Raw genomic sequence first — 20,614 nt, forward strand, 5'->3', positions numbered from 1 at the left:
TAGATTTATTTATTTCAAGCTTAGATTTTTTATTCTCTTAATATTTATTCATAAATCCATTATGATTATTCATAAATCCATTATGATTATTCATAAACTATAATTAAGTATATGTTTTTTCTTTATCTTTTATATTAATTAGTTAGTAAAATATTTATGGCACTTCATGCATTATGCATAAGATATAATTATAAATTTAGAGGGGGAATTAAATTGCAAACAACTAACGCTCCAAAGAAATCGCTTGTTAGAATTAAACTAGATGACAAACCACCTATGAAACAAACTTTAATTCTTGCATTTCAAGCAATTTTTGCATGTTTCAGTGGTATAGTAGCGGTTCCACTAGTAGTAGCTGGTGCACTAGGATTAAAAATATCTGACACATCATTTCTAGTCTCATGTGCCCTATTTGCTTCTGGTCTTACAACACTTATTCAAGCTAAAGGTATTGGACCTATAGGAAGCAAGCTTCCATTTATCATGGGTACCTCCTTTGCTTTTGTAAGTCCGGCTATTGCCATCGGTAGCACTTATAACGGCAATATGACTTTAGGTATTGCTACCATATGTACAGCTACAATGGTAGGTGCCTTACTAGAAGTAATTCTAAGCTTTTTTATTAACCATGTTAAAAAAATTTTTCCACCACTTGTTACTGGTACTGTTGTTACTATGATAGGTATCACTATCATTCCTGTTGGAATTGATTGGTTAGCTGGAGGCTCTGGAAACCCAAACTATGGAGATCCTAAATTTTTATTGCTTGGTGCTATTGTCCTAATTATTATTATAATTACTAATCAATCTAAAAATACTTTTATAAGTTCTTGCTCAATATTTATAGGTATATTATGTGGATATTTATTAGCTATACCTCTCAACTTATTAGACACTACTCCAATATCTGCTGCATCCTGGATTTCTATTCCTAGACCTCTTAAATTCGGAATTAAATTCTCTATACCAGCGATTATTAGTTTTTTAGCTGTTTATCTAGCAACTACTGTAGAAACTGTAGGTGATACTCTAGCTATTGGAGAGGCATGTGAAATTGAGGTTTCTGACAACCAACTTTCTGGAGGTGTACTTTGTGATGGTCTTGGATCAATTCTAGCTGGATTTTTTAACTCTACTGCAAATACATCCTTTAGCCAATGTACTGGCCTTATAAATGTTACAGGAGTTGCTAGTAGGTTTGTTATAATTATAGCTGGAATAATATTATCTATAATGGGTTTGATACCAAAATTTGCTTCTTTAATATCAATTATGCCGAGTCCAGTTCTTGGAGCTGCTGGTATAGTTATGTTCGGTTCTATTGCTTGTTCTGGTATTAAAATTCTAGGCAAAGTTGATATGACTAGAAGGAACATTTTTGTAATTGGGATATCTTTTGCTTTAGGTGTAGGTGTCATTGTTAGACCTGAAGCTCTTAGTATGTTCCCAGAATCCTTACAAATAATCTTTGGTTCTGGTGTAACAACTGCAACTATATTTGCTGTAATATTAAATTTAATCTTACCTAGTGATAAGTCTCAAAAACCTGTTATTAAAGCTTAATCAGGTATGTCTTTAAACAAATAACTACTTTGTATTCCCCAAATCTATATAAGAGATATAGAAAGTTGATCACTACTCTTTATATCTCTTATTTTTCCACAAAAAATTCTAGCCTAAATATCAACTGGAATTTTTTCTATTCAATTTATTTCTTAAGGGATTTTTTTGTAGCATTAAATATTTTTTGATATCCTGTACATCTACATAAATGTCCAGATATTTCTCTTTTTATTTCTTCATCAGTATAATCTTCACCACTATTTACCAACGCTGTAGTTGTAAGTACTAATCCTGGAGTACAGAATCCACATTGAATTGCACCCTCTTCTATAAATGCCTTTTGAACCTTTGATAAGTTTCCATTTTCTGATACACCCTCTATGGTTAAAATTTCTTTTTTATCAGCCCACACAGCCATATAAATACATGAATCTATAGGTATTCCATCCACTAGTACTGTACAAGCTCCACATTCTCCAACTGAACATCCTTGCTTTACCCCTGTAAATTGAAGTCTATTTCGTAATACATCTAACAAAGATTCTCGTACATCTACTTCTAAATTATAATTTTTTCCATTTACTTTTACTGATATCTTTCTATAATTCTTATCAATCATAATAAAATCCCACCTTATTTAGTTACTTCATAAATACCTCGTACTGTTAATTCTTTTATTAAATGCTCCCTATACGCTTTTGATGCTCTCCATGAGTCTCTCGCACTTGCTGATTTTACTGCATATTGTGCAATATTATTAATATTTTCTTCTAAATTTTCTAAACCGAGGGCATACTTTTCTGCATCCTTACATCTTATAGGAGTAGGCCCAGCTACCCCTAACGCTATTCTTAAATCTTTAAATTTATTTTCCTTAACACTAGCTACAACGCATACACTTAGCATAGAAATATCCATTGCCTTTCGATTACTATACTTAATATATGTTCCCCTTACTCCCTCATAGTCTTTTTTCTCAATTAAAATGCTTATTAGAATTTCATCTTTTCTTATATTAACCTTTCCAGGACCTTCGTAGAATTCCTCTATTGGAACTATTCTCTCTCCCTGAAAACTTCTAAGTCTTAATTTAGCATTAAAAGCAAATAAACTTGGTGCACTGTCTGCTGAAACAGCTCCATTACATACATTCCCTCCAATAGTGGCCATATTCCTTATCTGTGGTCCTCCCATAGATATAGCCCCTTGCCCTAAAGAAGGAATAAAATCTTTTATAATTTTATTTCTATATATATTGGTAAAGCAAGTAGTAGAGCCAATTTCTATGGTGTCATTTTCTAGAACCTTTATGAAGTCTAATTCTTTTAAATTTTTTAGACTTAAAAGTTCTACTTCTTCCATATCACCATGATGCAATTTAATTAAAACATCAGTTCCACCAGATATTATTTTTAGATTATTATTTTCATGAAGAATTTTTACTGCCTCTTCTACACTTCTAGGCTCTTGTATATTCTTAATATCAAACATTTTTATCTTTAATAGAGATTTAACACTCTACTAAAATTCACCTCCTTCTATATTTATATAGTCTACTAACTATACAATCTGCACTCTTAAATTTAAGGTAAATCCTATATTAAGCCCTCTTCCTTAAACTTTTCAAATACTCTTTGTGGATTCATTGGTATTCTATTAAAAGCAACACCAGTTGCATCTAAAACTGCATTTCTTATAGCTGGGGCTGGAGAAAGTGTTGTATTTTCACCTAAAGATTTTTGTCCAAAACTTCCTGCATCATCTGGAATTTCTACAAATGCTGAACCAATATTAGGCGTGTCTAAAATAGTTTGTAATTTATAGTCTAAAAGATTGTTATTAAGAGCTCTTCCAGTCTTCTCATCAAATATCATTTGCTCTGATAAAGCATATCCTAGTGCCATACTTACACCACCGTGAACTTGCCCTTCTGCTAGCATTGGATTAATTATAGTTCCAGAATCATGAATATTATATATTTCTACTACGGTTATTTGACCAGTTTTTATGTCTACTTCAACCTCTGCAAAGGTTGCTCCATAAGCAACTACATTAGTCCTTATATTAACAGAAGTGTCACTAGTTATAGGAGAACTGTAAATCCTATCATAAAATGATTCTAACGCTATATGCTCAAGAGAACAGACAACTATACCCGTTGTTTTTTCAACTACATTACAGTCAACTATATCCATTACCTCAGGATTGAGGCCATTTTTTCTGCTAGCAAACTGAAGAACTTTACTCTTTACCTCCATAGCAGCTTTTTTAACTGCAGCACCTGTAACAAAAGTTTGTCTTGATGCATAAGCACCTGTATCAAATGGAGTAATATCAGTATCTTGATTTGAAATTACATGAACCATATCAATTGGAATTCCTAAAACCTCCGAAGTCATTTGTGCAAATATAGTATCACTACCTTGACCAATTTCTGTAGCCCCAATTTGCAACTGTACCGAACCATCTTGATTCATCACAATCCTTGCACCTGCTGCTTCTAGAGCTACGGGATAGGTACCTGCAAAATAACTAAAACAAGCCATTCCTACTCCATGTCTTAAACTACCTATTTGATTTTTATATAGCTTTTTCTTTTCATTCCAATTTATTAATTCCATTCCCTTTTCAAGACACTGTGATAGTCCCATGGAACGCACCACATTTTTGGAGGATGGATCTACATGATTTTGCTTCACCAAATTTTTCAATCTGAATTCCACAGGATCTATATTTAGTTCTCTAGCAATATCATCTAAATGACTTTCTAGAGCAAATGAAATTTGTGGAACTCCATATCCTCTCATAGCTCCTGCTACCGGCATATTAGTATATACAGTTTTAGGCTCATATTTTATAGCATTAAAATTATATAATGGTCTAAATTTACTCCCACAGCTCATGGTCACTGAATGTCCATGAGATGCATATGCTCCATTATTTACTAAGTTCTTTATATCTATTGCTAGTAACTTACCTTCCTTAGTAACTCCAGTTTTAAATGTAAATCGCATAGCATGACGAACCCTTGTGTCTATAAAACATTCTTCTCTAGTTAATGCATATCTAACTGGTCTTCCATTAACCGCAAGTGTCATTGCTGCAGTTAATGGCTCTATAACAACATCTTGCTTATTTCCAAATCCACCACCTATATATGGCTTTATAACCCTTATTCTTCCCCATGGCATCCCTAGTGCCTGTCCTACTACCCTTCTTACAATATGTGGTATTTGAGTAGAAGTTACTATTACAATTCTTCCATCTGACTCCATATAAGCATATGCACTATGATTTTCCAGATGACAATGTTGTACAGTACTAGTATTAAATTTACCTGTAAATACTTTGTCAGCTTCTTTTAACTCTATTTCTACGTCTCCTACTTCATTGCCAAAAGAGCTAATAATATTATTTTGTCTTTCTTCATGTATTATTGGGGCACCTTCTTTTATAGCTTCTTCCTGATCCATTACAAATGGCAACACTTCATATTCTACATCTATAAGTTTTATAGCTTTTAGAGCTATTATTTCATCTATGGCTACAACTGCCGCCACTGGTTCTCCACAAAAGCGAACTTTATCAGTAATGATTAATCTATCTTCTACATCTCTATGTGCTTCATCAAAGGTCCAAGGGTGTCCAGCCGTTGCAAATTTTATTTTTGGTAAATCTTGATAAGTAATTACTGCTTCAACACCATCTAAATTTTTTGCTTTAGAAACATCAATACTTCTTATTTTTGCATGGGCATAAGGACTTCTAAGCACCTTTCCTATTAGCATTTCCCTTTCAAAATAGTCATCAGCATACTTAGCCTTCCCTGTAACCTTTGCCACACCATCTAATCTAGATACACTACTACCTATTACCTTATAATTCATAATTCTCTTTAGCAAGATTATAATCCTACTAAAGCACCTCCCTTTATTCTTACTGATTAATTAGTCACAAAAATATATAACTATACAAGCTTTTTAGTGTTTTCTATAACTTTAACTCTCTACCTACGTAATTTCCTTTTTCATTACCTACCAATTTTCCATCCTTTATAATAAATCTTCCCCTTGAAATAGTCGTAATTACTTTACCTTTTACATCTAGTCCTTCATATAAATTGTAGTCACAATTGGAATGAGAGTATTTTATTTTATGCCTATCTAAAGGGTCAAATATTACAACATCAGCATCTGATCCTGAGAGTAACGTTCCTTTTTTAGGATATAAACCATGAATCTTTGCTGGATTCTTTGTAAACTTATCAATTATTTCATCACCAAACATTGTATACAATAAATTAAAAGAATATTCTATTCCCCCTATTCCCATAGGAATTAAATCTAAAGTTTCTCTTGCTTTTTCATTAGATTTAAATGGACAATGATCAGTACCTATCACACTAACATGATCTATATTTTTTCTTAATTCATCAATTTCTTCTAAAGATCTAAGTGGTGGCGTTAAGGTATATAAAAAGCCATCCTTTAATAAATAATTATCTTTAGATAAATAAAAATATTGAGGGCAGCTTTCTATAAATAAATTTTTATTTATTAAACTTTTATATAAATCCATAATTCGTCTTAAAGATTCTCCTGAACTAAGGTGTACAATATACATATACCCATCCATATTCTTAGTCATTTCAGCTAAAGTTAAAACTTCTGTAGTCTCACATAATGTGGGTCTATTTTCTTCATGGGATTTTACTGGAAACTTTCCCTCTCTGATTAACTCTTCATTTTCACTATGAGATAAAATTATAACTTTCATTTTTTTTGAAATCTTCAGTAAATTGCCGATAGTTCTTAAGCCGGTTTTTCTATTACTAGAACTATAAGTAGTAAAAATTTTTATGCTACAAATTCCCCTCTTTTTAATCTCCTCAATAAATAGTTCTTCATTATCCTGAAAATTTGCAATAGTACTATGAAATCCATAATCTATAAGAGAAACCTTTGCTTTTCTTTTTCTGTCTACAAAAGCTTTTTCTAACTCTTCAATATTTTTTACAGGATCTAAAAAATCTATAAATGTTGTAATTCCACCATATGCAGCTACTATAGAACCATTGTAAAAATCGTCAGTAGAAACCTCATTACCCACTCTAAGCTGAAAATGTACATGAGGATCTATAAATCCCGGTAATACATAATTTCCTTTTGCATCATAAATATCTTTTGATAATAAAATATCCTTTGACAGGTTTTTAATAATCCCATTACCAATGTACAAATTTCCTCTAATAAATTCCCCTTCCACATATATATTTCCATTGACTATGGCTAAATCATAACAATTCATAATATCAACCCCATATATTTACTTTATACTAATATTTTACCATTATATTCTTTTATTTACCACAAAATATTATTGTACTAATAGAAATTATTGATATGAAATATTTAATTAACTTTCCTAATATGGATCTTGATAACCAGAGTTCTTTGTTTCAGATGGAGTATTCACTCCCACGGAAGCTTAGAAATCGTTATCTAGGGACGTAGCAGTTCTTTACTACCGCCTCGAAGAAGATGGAGTATTAGATCTAGTAGTCTTAAGATAAATATTTATTGTAACAGATTACATTTTTTTAAAATCCCACTATACAAATCTTTAAAAAAGTATTATACTGTTAGTGATTTGATGAATTATTGAAAATATTTTGTATATTTTCAATGTTAAACTTATTTAGTAAGGGGGTATTTTTTAAGTGTGTTGTAACTTAGAAAAAAATCAAATGTTTAAGGAATTAGAAGACTTTATTAATTCCTTACCTGTCAAAGATGGAGCTTTAATAGAGGTTTTACATAAAGCTCAGCATATCTTTGGATATCTACCTAAGGAAGTTCAAACTTTCGTCGCTGATAAACTAAATTTACCTATATCTAAAGTTTATGGTGTTGTAACATTTTACTCATTTTTCACTACTGAACCTCGTGGTAAGAATGTAATAAATGTGTGCATGGGTACTGCATGTTTTGTTCGAGGTGCTGGAGATGTTCTTAAAGAATTTGAAAAAGAACTAGGTATTAAATCTGGACAAACTACAGAAGACATGAAATTTACACTAGGTTCTTTAAGATGTGTTGGTGCTTGTGGTCTAGCTCCTGTTTTAACTGTAAATGATAAGGTTTACGGTCACTGTACTCCAGACCAAGTAAAAAGTATATTAGCTGAATATGAGTAAAATTAGGAGGTAACAAAGTTGAATAAAATAAATTCCTTTGAAGAATTAAACAAAATTTATCAGGAATACAAATCATCCCTTGATATTAGAAAAGCAACTGGTATCGACGGCTTTGTTTGTGAAAAAAATAACTATAAAAAAGAAATACTTATTTGCGGAGGAACTGGGTGTAAGTCTGCACAAAGTGATTTAATTAAAGATAACCTTGAAAAAGAAATTAGTAAGTTAGGTTTAGAAGATAAAGTATACGTTTCCATAACTGGTTGTTTTGGTTTCTGTGAAAAAGGTCCTATAGTAAAAGTTACTCCAGATGATGTGTTTTATGTTCACGTAACTCCTGAGGATACTGAAGAAATCATAAATGAACATATTGTTAATGGAAATGTTGTACAAAGATTACTTTACGAAGAGCCAACTATAAAAGAAAAAGTTAAGACTCAAGATGAAATGACTTTCTATAAGAAACAAGTTAGAATAGCTCTTAGAAATTGTGGATTAATAAACCCTGAAAATATTGATGAATATATTGCTGAAAAAGGATATCTAGCTCTTGGAAAATGTGTAACAGAATACACTCCTGATGATGTAATAAATGTTATATTGAAATCTGGATTAAGAGGAAGAGGCGGCGGCGGCTTTCCTACCGGAAAGAAATGGCAATTTGCAAAAAGCTATGATGCTGATCAAAAATATATTATTTGTAATGCCGATGAAGGTGATCCAGGTGCATTCATGGATCGTTCGATTTTAGAAGGAGATCCAAATAGTGTTCTTGAAGCTATGGCCATCGCTGGTTATGCTATAGGTGCTACTAAAGGTAATATATATATTAGAGCTGAATATCCACTAGCAATTCAAAGACTTAGAATTGCTATAAATCAAGCTAGAGAATATGGACTCCTTGGTGAAAATATACTAAATTCAGGCTTTGATTTTGACATTGAAATTAAATACGGGGCTGGTGCCTTTGTTTGTGGTGAAGAAACTGCTCTTATTCACTCAATAGAAGGTAACCGTGGAGAACCAACAAATAAACCACCATTCCCTGCTGAATCTGGGCTTTGGAATAAACCAACTTGTGTTAATAACGTTGAAACATTAGCAAATATTCCAGCTATTATAAATAACGGTTCAGATTGGTTTTGCTCAATCGGCACTAAATCTTCTGCTGGTACTAAGGTTTTTGCTCTTGCTGGTAAAATTAATAACGTCGGTCTTGTAGAAGTGCCTATGGGAACAACTTTAAGAGAAATTCTTTTTGAAGTAGGTGGAGGAATTAAATTTGATAAAGAATTCAAAGCTGTTCAAACAGGAGGACCTTCTGGTGGATGTATTCCTAAAGAATTTTTAGATACTCCTATTGACTTTGATTCTTTAAGTGCTATCGGTTCTATGATGGGATCTGGTGGAATGATAGTAATGGATGAAGATAACTGTATGGTTGATATAGCTAAATTCTATTTAGAATTTACAAAAGAGGAGTCTTGTGGTAAATGTACACCTTGTAGGATTGGTAACACTCGATTACTTGAAATTCTTGAAAGAATATCAAAGGGCGAAGGTGATTTAAGTGATCTGGATAAGCTTCAAGAGCTTAGTAACACTATAAAAGATACTTCACTTTGTGCTTTAGGACAAACTTCTCCTAACCCTATTCTTAGTACAATGAAATATTTTTATGATGAATATAGAAGTCACGTTGTAGATAAGATTTGTCCAGCAGGAGTTTGTAAGGACCTTATGAAATTTGTTATTACTGATAGATGTATTGGCTGTACTAAATGTGCAAGACAATGTCCAGTTGGCTGTATCGAAGGGAAAGTTAAAACTAAGCATGTAATTGACCATAGCAAATGTATTAAATGTGGTGCATGTAAATCTAGCTGTCCAGTTGATGCAATAGATCTAGTTTAATAATTTAAAAGAGGTGAAAGTATTGAGTTTAGTTACACTTAAAATAAATAATAAAGAAATATCAGTGGAGCAAGGAACCACAATTCTTGATGCTGCACGTAAGCTTAATATAAAAATTCCTACCCTTTGCTACCTAAATCTTCATGATAAAAAGACAACTAATAAACCTGGTTCTTGTAGAGTTTGTGTAGTTGAAGTGGAAGGAAGAAAAAATTTAGCACCATCTTGTTGTACAACTGTTGCTCCAGGTATGGTTGTTAATACTAGTACTCCAAGAGTAATAGCAGCAAGAAAAACTATAATTGAACTTTTATTATCAGACCATTCTATGGATTGCTTAACCTGTCAAAAGAATTTAAATTGTGAACTCCAGGAGCTTGCTAGTACTTATGGAGTAACTAACTTAAAATATACTGGTTCAAAATCTGTAGCTGTAAAAGAACTTAAAAATCCATCTATAGTAAGAGATACTTCTAAATGTATTTTATGTAGAAGATGCGAAGCTGTTTGTAGCCAAGTTCAAAAGGTTGGTGCAATTGGACCAATAAATAGAGGTTTTAATACCACTATAAGCACTGCATTCTTTGAAGAGCTAAATAATAGCGCTTGTACTTTATGTGGTCAATGTATAAATGTCTGTCCTACTGGGGCATTAATGGAAAAAGACAATACTATAGATGTATTAAACGCTATAGGAAATAAAGATAAATTTGTAGTAGTTCAAACTGCTCCAGCTGTTCGTGCTGCACTTGGAGAAGAATTTGGTATTAAAGAAGGTGCTGTTACCGGTAAGATGGTTGAAGCGCTAAGAGAACTTGGCTTTGATAAGGTTTATGATACTGATTTTGCTGCAGATTTAACTATTATGGAAGAAGCTACAGAATTTCTAGGAAGGTATAAGAGTGGTGAAAATCTTCCTATGATTACTAGTTGTTGTCCTGGATGGATTAATTTCATAGAAAAACATTATGGAAATCTATTAAATCTTCCATCAACATGTAAATCTCCTCAACAAATGTGGGGCGCTATTGCAAAAACATACCTTGCTGAAAAACTGGGTATACCATCGGAAAAACTTTATGTTGTATCTGTAATGCCATGTGTTGCCAAAAAATCCGAAGCTAACAGAGAAGAATTTGTCAATGAAAATAATAATCCAGATATCGATGTAGTTATAACCACAAGAGAATTAGCTAAAATGATTAAACGCTCTGGATTAGAATTTGCTTCTCTACCTTCCTCTGATTTTGATACTATTATGGGTGAATCTACTGGTGCTGGAGTTATTTTCGGAACTAGTGGTGGCGTTATGGAGGCTGCTTTACGTACTGCTTATGAATGGATTACAAATAGCACTTTAGAAGAACTTGATTTTAAATCTGTTAGAGGTCTTGAAGGAATCAAAGAAGCTTCATTAGTTATTGATGGTAACAAAATTAATATAGCTATTGTAAATGGACTTGCAAATGCAAAGAATTTGTTAGATAATATAGAAGATACATCTAACAAATATCACTTCATTGAAGTTATGGCATGTCCAGGAGGATGTATAAACGGTGGTGGTCAACCATATTCTAATGAGCAATATTCATTAATAGAAAAAAGAATGAATGCTCTTTATAGTGAGGATGCTAATAAGGTTATAAGAAAATCTCATGAAAACCCTGAGATAATAAAGCTTTATGATGAATTCCTTGGAAAACCTAATGGAGAAAAATCTCACCATTTACTTCATACTCACTATATAAATAGATAAACACCTTAATTTAGTTATTAGTTATTAGTCCCTAACTAATATAAATATAAACATAAAAATGATGGTATAAATAACTTATTTATACCATCATTTTTATATAATTCCTTATTTACAATTATGAAAATTAAAAACATATAAAGTAATATTATCCTAAGTTGTAAAAGAATGTTACAAATACTGGAACTAAAGAACTTAATATAACTCCATTTATAAATGCTATTACAGCTATCTCTGGATTTGTTGCTTTAGATATAAGTGGTAATGTTGTATCCATAGAAGTTGCTCCTGCAGGTGCTATTGCAGTATATCCATTCAGTTTTTTAGCTAATATCGGAATCGAAATAACTGTTATCATCTCACGGAATACATTTGTTAAAAATGCTATAGCTCCTAAAGTATCTCCACCCATCTCTTTAAGCATTACTCCTGATAAACTATACCATCCAAATCCTGAACCTATAGCTAAGCTCTCATTAAGAGCCATGTTAAATAGGAATCCTACTAAAAGTCCTCCTAGTAAACTACCTACAATTCCTCCAAATGGTACTAACAACACCTTAAATCCTGCCTTTTTTAGATCTTTAAATATGGTCTTGTTGCCACCTACATCTATACCAACTAAAAAGATTAAAACAAATAATGAAATGGATGCAAGATTATCAATACTACTCATTATTTCTGGTGGAAATACAAAATAACCACAACCCATTCCAACTAATATAGATACTATTATTATGTACGTCATATTACTTGTCCTCCCCACATGCCTCACTTAAAAGCTCACTGCACTCTTCAATTACAACATTTCCATCATCTAAAATTTCACTATGGATTTCAGCAACCACTTTTTCATTTTCTGTGATTTCTACATCAAAGATTGATTCTTCCTTGGGTAATTGAGTTTCTTTAGGCATAAACTTTTCTGATAAGATATACACAAGTACTATACTTACACCTATTGTAGCTACTGCAAATAAAAAAGACTTTAACCCTATGGTTGGAAGATTTTTTATTATGTTCTTATCAGCTCCTATAGAAGCTCCCATAGAAAATAATAAGAATATTACACCAAGTTGTTGTAATTTACCATTTATGATTTTCCCCTTCTCACCTAATTTTAAAAAGTACCCTACAATGGCACCAAGTATTAATGCAATTAAAATTTCCATATGTCCCCCTCCTCTACCACGATATTATATCATAGATTTGGAAACAGTTACATTATATTTGGATTATTTTTATTATATTTAACTTTATACATTTATACATGAAATTATTTGTAATAATAATGATAAATATATTTAATCTTGAATATAAATAGGATATATTAAAAATTTATAAATAAGGAGTTATAGTATGAAAAACATCTTTATGCCCTACTATATTAATGGTGATACTATTAGAGATATGTATAAAATTGCTATAAATCGATATGAAAACATTGAAATAAGTGGAAAAAGAGAAGAAACTACAATTCAAGCTACTCTACCATTGTCCGAACTAACTTGTGGAAAAATTATTCAAGGTTCAGCTACAGTGACTTTATCTAAAAGTACTCAAAGAAAATCAATAGATGAAATAGAGAATTCATCTATTAATCTATTTATAAATCTAGAAACTTTATTAAATCGAAACAATGCAATCAAATCTTTAAAAACAAATAGTGACCTGAATACAATTTCTCCTGGAGATATTGTAGAGTTCCAGTGTACTATAGAAAAATCAGATAGTACTTTAGAACTTTTAAGAAATACATTAGAGTTACTTGAGTTTCAACAAATAACTTCTGATATAGATAATACCTCTATGATTAGTTGGATAAAAAGAAATATAAAATCTTTAACAGAAGATAAAGTATTAAAATATCCGACCTCTCTTCCTTTTAATTCTGATACTTTAATTATTACTTCTGTTTGTAGTAAACATGCATCTATGGACATAGAGTGTTATATTGGTAGACCTTGTACAATCGTTGGTGAAATAGCAAGTTATGGCTATCCCCAGCCAAATCATAATATTACTGATAGTAACCCTTTAGTATCTAAATTATTATGGGGGTTTATTACATCTCATAGCAACTATAAAGACTTTGCTTCTCATTTAAACTATAATAATGAATTTCCTTCTAATAAGAGAGTGTTGGAAATTGTGCCTTTTATAATTTATATGTGATAAATATCTTGTTTTAGTAATATTTACAGATTGTACTAATATTATTAATTATATCTATTAATATTAGGGGGATTTATATGGACAAGTATTTTAAACTTACTGAAAACGGAACTAACGTAAAGCGTGAAATTGTTGCTGGAATTACCACTTTTCTAACAATGGCTTACATTATTGCTGTAAATCCTAATTTCCTTAGTACAGCTATGGGTGATGGTACTGCCGGAGCACTTGTAACTGCTACATGTCTAGCTGCGGGACTTACTACTATACTCATGGGACTATATGCTAATGCACCTTTTGCACTGGCATCTGGTATGGGACTTAACGCATTCTTCGCATTTACAGTATGCGGTGCCATGGGTGTTCCATGGCAAGTAGCACTTACTGCTGTTTTTGTAGAAGGTATAATTTTCATTATTCTTTCTGTAACTAGAGTGCGTGAAGCTGTAGTTAATTGTATTCCACTTACAATGAAGCATGCTGTTACTGCTGGTATTGGACTTTTTATTGCTTTTATAGGTTTAACAGGTGCTGGTATTGTAGTATCTAATGAAGCTACCCTTGTATCTCTAGGTTCTATGGTAGCTCCTGGTGCTATAATCGCAGTTATTGGCATTCTTATTATAGCTGTTTTGAACTCTAAGAATATTAAGGGAGCTATGCTTTGGTCCATTCTGATTTGTTCTATAATCGGTTGGATATGTGCAGTTATAAATCCTGAAGCAGCTACTACCGCTGGCATATATCTTCCAAATGGATTATTCAAATATGAATCTATCAAATCAATTGCATTCAAGCTTGACTTCTCCGTATTCACTAATAGTTCGGCTCTTCTTAATTTTATAACAATTTGTCTTACCTTCTTGTTTGTAGATTTTTTTGATACAGTTGGTACTTTAGTTGGTGTATGCTCTAAGGCAAATATGTTAGATAAAGATGGTAATGTACCAATGGCAAGAAAAGCTCTACTCGTAGATGCTATAGGAACCACCTTTGGTTCTTTAGTTGGAGTTTCAACTGTTACTACTTATGTAGAAAGCGCAGCTGGAGTTAGTGAAGGTGGAAGAACTGGATTAACCGCTGTTACTACAGGTATTCTATTCTTATTGGCAATGTTCCTATCTCCAATATTTATAGCTATACCTAGTTGTGCTACAGCTCCTTGCTTAATTTGGATTGGTTTTATGATGCTAGAAAGTGTTATGAAAATAGACTTTACCGATTTTACTCAAGGTTTCCCTGCATTCATTACTATAGCTGCAATGCCATTATGTTATAGTATCGGTGATGGTCTTACCCTTGGAGTTCTTTCATATACATTAATAAACTTATTAAATAACATATTTGGTAAGAAAGAAAATAAGAAACCAATCTCAGTAGTAATGTATATTCTATCCATAATATTTATACTAAAACTTATATTTATGTAACTATGTTTTAGATATCATTAATTTAAAAAGGTAATCACCGAAAATTTTTCAGTGATTACCTTTTATTTATCTCTATATATCCATAAGATTTCTTCTATAATTCATATATAACCTTCTTAGAATTCTCATATCTTCATCTACAATTAATTGTAACTCAGATAATTCCTTATAATTTTTATCATTAATTGCTTCTCTCATTTGAGTAAATAAGCTTTTACTTACATAATTATCTTTCATAAGTTTTTCTCTTAGCTTATTTATTTCACTCCATTTTTCAAGATCATACTCCATAAAATCATCGCCATTATATCTTCTAATGCTTCTAATTTCATTAGAATAGTTTGGAAGAATTCTATGCTCTAACTCAGTAGTCCATCTTTCAAGTACAGCTTCCTTATATCCTGTAATTACTTTATTAGTTATTACTCCATCTTTAGTTAAAACATGTACTCTCGATTCATCATCAAAAGCTAATAAATTTTCATATACAGTACTTGGAGCCTTACCAAAATACTCTTCTCTTTCTTCCTCTGTATAGAATTCAAATACATCTTCTTCACTTCTATAACATCTGCCTTCCTCTAGGTAAGAAGTCTTTTCCCCTGGTTTTTTAGAAAGTTCTGATAAAAGTTCTTCTCTGCTTTTATTATTTGAAACTACATAGCTTATTCCATCTACCATAGATATTATAACTGAAGATAATACTAAATAAATATTTGTATTAGGATTTGGTGATCTCAACTCAAACCTAGTAGCCATTGGATTAATTGCATCTCTCACTAGTCCAACAAGAATAGTTCTATTTCTTGAAGGCACATCTTTAGTAAATCCTAAAGAAGTTACTATACATACTGGTGCTTCAAAGCCTGGTTTTAATCTTTGTAATGCATCATAATTTGAAGAAACAAAGGGGTTTATTACTTCATAATTCTTTAATACTCCCATTATTGCTCCATATCCTACTTCACTTAAAAAGTCTTTTTCAGCATAACTGTGGAATAAATTCATCTTCTTACCATTTTTAAGCTTTAAAGTAACGCCTACATGTAAATGTTCTCCATTTCCTGCTACCTCTTCAATTGGTTTAGCTTGGAATGTAACTTCAAGACCATTTTTTCTAAAAGTTTCTTTTATTAGACCTCTTACCAAAAGTTCGTTATCACAAGTTTGAAGGGCTGTAGAAAACTTCCAATCCACTTCTAATTGTTCCATTATGTGAGTTAGAACTCCAGACTCAGATAGTTTAGCTTTAACTCCCCCTACTTCTTTATGACCCATTTCTGGTTCTAGTCCATATTTAGCTAATAAATCTAAAGATTTTTCCAGTGCTGTTCTTACAGGACCCTTAGTTCTCTTCCAGTACTGCTCCTTTAATACTTGGGAAGTGGATAATTCTTCTATTTCAGCTAATTCATTTGGAGTATTTACCCAAAACTCTAATTCTGTAGCTGCTGTAATACTTACGTCCTCTATTTCATCATAGTTTATGTCAAAGGTAGTTAAAAATTGTGGATTTTCTTCAAATAACTTCATCATAGAAGCTCTAAAGTGATCTACAGAATTTTTTAGTATGTACCTAGAATCTACGGCAACATCTTCATGGTATAAGTGACATGGCATTCTAATAGTTCCTACTGGTTTATTTGTTTCTTCATCTATATAATCATAATTATAATCTATATACCAATTACAAGTTAAATCAACCTTCATATCTACCTTTGCATTATTAAGGGTAGCTATTCCTGGTAATATTACAGATGATCCATCAGTCTGGACAGCTGTACCATGTAAAAATGTCTCAATATCTTCTTTGAAATTTTTAACAGGAATTTTTTCGTCTGTATCATTACCTAAAAAGTCAATACCAACTAGAGAAACAAATCTTATTTCCTTATGCTGCTGAAGTATTTTTAATAACTCCTCTTTATTTTGTTTATTAGTAGGTATTACAAATAATAAACTCATATAATATAAGCCCCCTTTTATAATTGTGTTCAATATTTGCATTATAGCATAATATAAAAACATTGAATATAATTAATTTTGTTAACAATAAGTTAATATATATAGTTTTTTTTCGACCTTTCGTTAAAAATATATTAATTTTTTACTTTTTGTTAATATATAATCCTTTACATTGTAAGTTAAACCTTTTCACTTTACGTAAAATATATAATTAACTCAATATAAAATTTACCTAAATATTTTAATGTTTATAATATTTCTTTTCATTCAAATTATTATTTCTATTAATTATACAATTTATACAAATTATAGAACTCTAAAATTACTCAGTATATTGACATAACTTTAATAGAATTATACTATTAATTTGTTGGCTAAAGTTGACTAAATTTAGCAAATATATAGTTTATATTAGAAATTAAGGAGAATACATTTATGAAATTATTATTTTTCGATACTGAAACTACTAGTATAAAACCCGGTAATATATGTCAATTGTCATATATTACTGTTGATACTAGCACAAAACCTCAAACAACAGTAGGTAAAAATTATTTCTTCACTGTAGAAGAAATGAATGAAAGTGCTGAAGCTATACATGGCTTTTCTTTAGAAAAGCTCTACGAACTAAGTAATGGAAAATATTTCGAAGATACTTATGAGGAATTTATAGATGATTTTATCAATAGTGATATAATTATTGGACACAATGTTCAATTTGATATTAAATTTTTAAAAAGCGAACTAGAATTTTTAGATATTCCTTTTAATCCTAAAGGTTCATTTTGTACTATGTCATATTATAAAGAAATATGTAAAGCTACTAATTCTAGAGGTTTATTAAAAAATCCTTCTCTTGGAGAAGTGATAAACTTTTTAAACCTTAAGGGAGATTTTCTTCAAAATAAATGTACTTCTCTATTTGGTGAGACATCTGGCTATCATGATGCAAGATTTGATACAACTTGTACTTATATGTTAGTAATTCAAGGAATAAAAACTGGATTAATTCCTCCAAATTTTTTTACTAATATGTTACAATTTAAGTAATACTGTGAAGTAAAACTTTTATTTTAGGAGTGATTTAAATGATAGCTATTAAAAATGTTACTATCCACACTATGGCGGAAGATGAAATTATCAAAAATGGTGTTATACTAATTGATAATGGCAAAATATGCAACCTTGGTTCAAACATATCAATTCCTGAAAACATAGAAATTATCGATGGGAAAAATGGCTTTTTAATGCCAGGTATTATTGATGCTCATTGTCATATTGGAATGTGGGAAGATGGATTAGGATTTGAAGGTAGTGATGGAAATGAAACTACTGATCCAGTTACACCTCATCTTAGAGCTATAGATGCAATAAATCCTGTGGACAAATGTTTTCAAGAAGCATTAGACGCTGGTATTACAACTGTGGCAACTGGTCCTGGAAGTGCTAATGTAATTACTAACATGGTGCAGTAGTTTTTATTCCATTTTAACATACATAATTTTTAATAGCTATCATTTTTATTATAATTTTCTTTGAAATCTCTTATAATTCCACTATAGTTATCACTTAAATTTTTATTTATATTCCATTTTTTAGCTGATACACGTAAAGTATTAACTTTTAGTATAATCTTATCATATATTTCTATATTATTATTTTCATCTAATTGAATCAATAAAATATCTTCTATAAATTCATTTTTATCTAAAGTCATAAGATTTTCGGTTTTATCTCCTAGTTCTTTTAATAGTTTTTTAAAATTATTTATATTATTTAATATATCATCTTTATTTTTGATTACTATACTTAATTCATTTTTATCTTCTTCTAATTTTTTATTTTCTTCCTCCAATAAATTTATTTTTTTATTCACTATATCTTCTTTAGTATTTGAGGAATCTAAAAGCATATCTATTAGTTTTTCTATTTTTCTTTTGTTTTCTAAAAGTATATTCTCGATGTGAGTAGCTTTATTTTTAATATTAGTTATATCGGTTTTCTTAATTTCAACTAATTTCTTATCTAAATATTTATTAGCCACATCTATTTCATGAAGTAATAATTTTTCATATTTACCGTTGCAATATTCGTCTATAACCTCTTCTAATTCGCTTTCAAAGATATTTCTACTAGTACATCCACTCTTAGCCTTACCTAGCTTCTTACGCCTGTTACACACGAATATACCCCTTTTAGTACCATCTTTGTTATAGTACATATTGTGTATATAGTTACCTCCACATTCACATTGTATTTTATTTGCATATATAGATTTTGTATACCCTCTGTAACCTCTACCATTCTTTCTTCTACCGTTAATTAATTCTTGTGCTTTAGCAAAATCTTCTTCGGATATTATTACATCTATTCTTTCATTTTTCATTTTTAACCATTGGTCTTCGCTTAACTCAATTTGGCTAGTTTGATTAAATATATCATCCTTCATGTAACGATTTCTTACGTTTATACCACAATATTTAGCATTTTGAATAATATATAAAATCATGTTTTCGGTAAATTCTTTACCTTTTCTATTTGTATATCCTTCATTGGTTAGTATCTCTCTAATTTTTCTACCACCATTACCATTTAGATAAAGTTGGAATATATATTTAACTACTTTGGCTTCATTCTCATCTATTTCAAGTTTATTTTCTTCTATATTACCTTTGTAACCATAGGGAATTATATTCATGGGAATTACGTTTTGCTCAGCACTTCGTTTCTTTCCCCATTTAATTATTTTACTTTTGTTGCGTGACTCTTCTTCACTCATTTGTAGTAGTATACCTAACAATAATTCATCATCTTCGGATTCACTACTTTTATTTATATCGTCAAAAATTATATATACACCCTGTGATTTAAGCTTTCTAATAACGGTCTTAATTTCAGTATTTCTTGCAAATCTACTTATAGACTTGGTTATTATATAGTTAAATTTAGGCTCTTTATTAGTGCTATAAATATTAATATTACCTCTTTTTACTTCTAATTCTAATCCTGCATCTTTAAGCATTTTTTGAAACTCTGTTCGGTTTTTAATACTTGTACCTGACTCTCTCTCTGCGTAAGTTTCAACTATATCATATTCAGAATAATGGTCTTTGAAATAGGTCATTTGTGCCTGATAACTTTGGTCTTGTTCTATATGGTCTGTACTAACCCTTACATATACACAAGCTTTTTTATTCACTTCTCTCACCTTACCTCTTATTGTAATAAATATATTATACTATACAATTTGCACTAAGTATATAAATATTAATCAATTACAATTTTAATATTATATCATCTTTACAATTATGACAATTACAATTATGTACTTATCTAAAATAAAAAAGGAACAAGTAAATCAATACTCATTCCTTCTATGTATATATGTATTATCTTTCTATTAACTTGTCTACTTTTACTTCTAGCTTATCTACTTTATTATCTATGTTTTTAATTAGACTACTATTAGTTATAACAAGTTCCCTATTAGTTTCTGTTGTAACATCTAAGGTAGCAGACATCTTTAGATACATCCTCCACATTCCCCAAGCACAAGCACAACTACATACTATTGGATAACCTAATGTACTAATTGCATTTACTAAACTTTGTTCCATT

Annotated in this window: 17 protein-coding genes; 8 read left to right on the forward strand and 9 right to left on the reverse strand. The window is 30.7% G+C overall.

All coding sequences use genetic code 11. The annotated features are described in order from the left end of the window. The first annotated feature begins 213 nt into the window (after positions 1–213). The gene (locus B2694_RS05320; protein ID WP_346884860.1) at positions 214–1,563 is read left to right on the forward strand and encodes a nucleobase:cation symporter-2 family protein; all 1,350 of its coding nucleotides are present in this window, start codon (positions 214–216) and stop codon (positions 1,561–1,563) included. A 145-nt stretch (positions 1,564–1,708) separates the two neighbouring features. Here the strand turns inward: B2694_RS05320 and xdhC are convergent, their stop codons facing one another. The 4 genes from xdhC to B2694_RS05340 all read right to left on the reverse strand — a co-directional run bounded on the left by xdhC (position 1,709) and on the right by B2694_RS05340 (position 6,870). Beyond that, the gene (xdhC, locus tag B2694_RS05325) at positions 1,709–2,182 is read right to left on the reverse strand and encodes a xanthine dehydrogenase subunit XdhC (protein ID WP_346884861.1); all 474 of its coding nucleotides are present in this window, start codon (positions 2,180–2,182) and stop codon (positions 1,709–1,711) included. Positions 2,183–2,196: 14 nt separating this feature from the next. Continuing rightward, positions 2,197–3,054: a xanthine dehydrogenase subunit XdhB gene (gene xdhB / locus B2694_RS05330; protein WP_346884862.1), complete on the reverse strand. Its 858-nt coding sequence runs from the start codon at positions 3,052–3,054 to the stop codon at positions 2,197–2,199. Between the two features lie 104 nt (positions 3,055–3,158). Continuing rightward, positions 3,159–5,450 carry a xanthine dehydrogenase molybdenum-binding subunit XdhA gene (xdhA, locus tag B2694_RS05335; RefSeq protein WP_346884863.1) on the reverse strand — a complete coding sequence of 764 codons (2,292 nt, stop codon included), beginning with the start codon at positions 5,448–5,450 and terminating at the stop codon, positions 3,159–3,161. A 103-nt stretch (positions 5,451–5,553) separates the two neighbouring features. Further along, the gene (locus tag B2694_RS05340; RefSeq protein ID WP_346884864.1) at positions 5,554–6,870 is read right to left on the reverse strand and encodes an amidohydrolase family protein; all 1,317 of its coding nucleotides are present in this window, start codon (positions 6,868–6,870) and stop codon (positions 5,554–5,556) included. A gap of 412 nt (positions 6,871–7,282) precedes the next feature. Here B2694_RS05340 and nuoE point away from each other — a divergent pair, with 412 nt between their 5' ends. From nuoE to B2694_RS05355, 3 genes are read left to right on the forward strand one after another with little or no spacing between them, the layout of a single operon-like run. Further along, complete coding sequence (nuoE, locus tag B2694_RS05345; protein ID WP_035133630.1) at positions 7,283–7,759, forward strand: NADH-quinone oxidoreductase subunit NuoE; 477 nt, start codon at positions 7,283–7,285, stop codon at positions 7,757–7,759. 18 nt (positions 7,760–7,777) lie between these two features. Further along, positions 7,778–9,673 (forward strand): NADH-quinone oxidoreductase subunit NuoF, encoded by a 1,896-nt coding sequence (locus B2694_RS05350; RefSeq protein ID WP_346884865.1) that lies wholly within the window; start codon positions 7,778–7,780, stop codon positions 9,671–9,673. Between the two features lie 22 nt (positions 9,674–9,695). Further along, entirely contained in the window at positions 9,696–11,429 is a 1,734-nt protein-coding gene (locus B2694_RS05355; protein ID WP_346884866.1) for an NADH-dependent [FeFe] hydrogenase, group A6, read from the forward strand. A gap of 145 nt (positions 11,430–11,574) precedes the next feature. On the opposite strand, the gene B2694_RS05360 is transcribed toward B2694_RS05355, so the two are convergent. Further along, complete coding sequence (locus B2694_RS05360) at positions 11,575–12,174, reverse strand: lysine exporter LysO family protein (protein WP_346869579.1); 600 nt, start codon at positions 12,172–12,174, stop codon at positions 11,575–11,577. A gap of 1 nt (position 12,175) precedes the next feature. Further along, entirely contained in the window at positions 12,176–12,598 is a 423-nt protein-coding gene (locus tag B2694_RS05365) for a LysO family transporter (RefSeq protein WP_346884867.1), read from the reverse strand. 187 nt (positions 12,599–12,785) lie between these two features. On the opposite strand from B2694_RS05365, the gene B2694_RS05370 reads away from it, so the two are divergent. Further along, positions 12,786–13,601, forward strand: coding sequence for a hypothetical protein (locus B2694_RS05370; protein WP_346884868.1), 816 nt, complete (start codon positions 12,786–12,788; stop codon positions 13,599–13,601). 77 nt (positions 13,602–13,678) lie between these two features. Further along, the gene (locus B2694_RS05375) at positions 13,679–15,031 is read left to right on the forward strand and encodes an NCS2 family permease (RefSeq protein WP_346884869.1); all 1,353 of its coding nucleotides are present in this window, start codon (positions 13,679–13,681) and stop codon (positions 15,029–15,031) included. 72 nt (positions 15,032–15,103) lie between these two features. Here B2694_RS05375 and B2694_RS05380 read toward each other — a convergent pair whose 3' ends face one another. Continuing rightward, positions 15,104–16,996 carry a glutamine synthetase gene (locus tag B2694_RS05380; RefSeq protein WP_346884870.1) on the reverse strand — a complete coding sequence of 631 codons (1,893 nt, stop codon included), beginning with the start codon at positions 16,994–16,996 and terminating at the stop codon, positions 15,104–15,106. A 435-nt stretch (positions 16,997–17,431) separates the two neighbouring features. On the opposite strand from B2694_RS05380, the gene B2694_RS05385 reads away from it, so the two are divergent. Continuing rightward, positions 17,432–18,046: a 3'-5' exonuclease gene (locus tag B2694_RS05385; RefSeq protein WP_346884871.1), complete on the forward strand. Its 615-nt coding sequence runs from the start codon at positions 17,432–17,434 to the stop codon at positions 18,044–18,046. Positions 18,047–18,084: 38 nt separating this feature from the next. Then, entirely contained in the window at positions 18,085–18,471 is a 387-nt protein-coding gene (locus tag B2694_RS05390; protein WP_346884872.1) for a hypothetical protein, read from the forward strand. A 29-nt stretch (positions 18,472–18,500) separates the two neighbouring features. Here B2694_RS05390 and B2694_RS05395 read toward each other — a convergent pair whose 3' ends face one another. Together B2694_RS05395 and B2694_RS05400 are read right to left on the reverse strand one after the other, a co-directional pair. Next, positions 18,501–20,195 carry a recombinase family protein gene (locus B2694_RS05395; protein WP_346884873.1) on the reverse strand — a complete coding sequence of 565 codons (1,695 nt, stop codon included), beginning with the start codon at positions 20,193–20,195 and terminating at the stop codon, positions 18,501–18,503. A gap of 190 nt (positions 20,196–20,385) precedes the next feature. Then, positions 20,386–20,613, reverse strand: a complete 228-nt coding sequence (locus B2694_RS05400; protein WP_346884874.1) for an iduronate sulfatase — start codon at positions 20,611–20,613, stop codon at positions 20,386–20,388. Position 20,614: the final 1 nt, after the last annotated feature.

This window comes from Clostridium sp. UBA4395, assembly GCF_002390995.1.
Taxonomy (GTDB): Bacteria; Bacillota; Clostridia; order Clostridiales; family Clostridiaceae; genus Clostridium_J; species Clostridium_J sulfidigenes.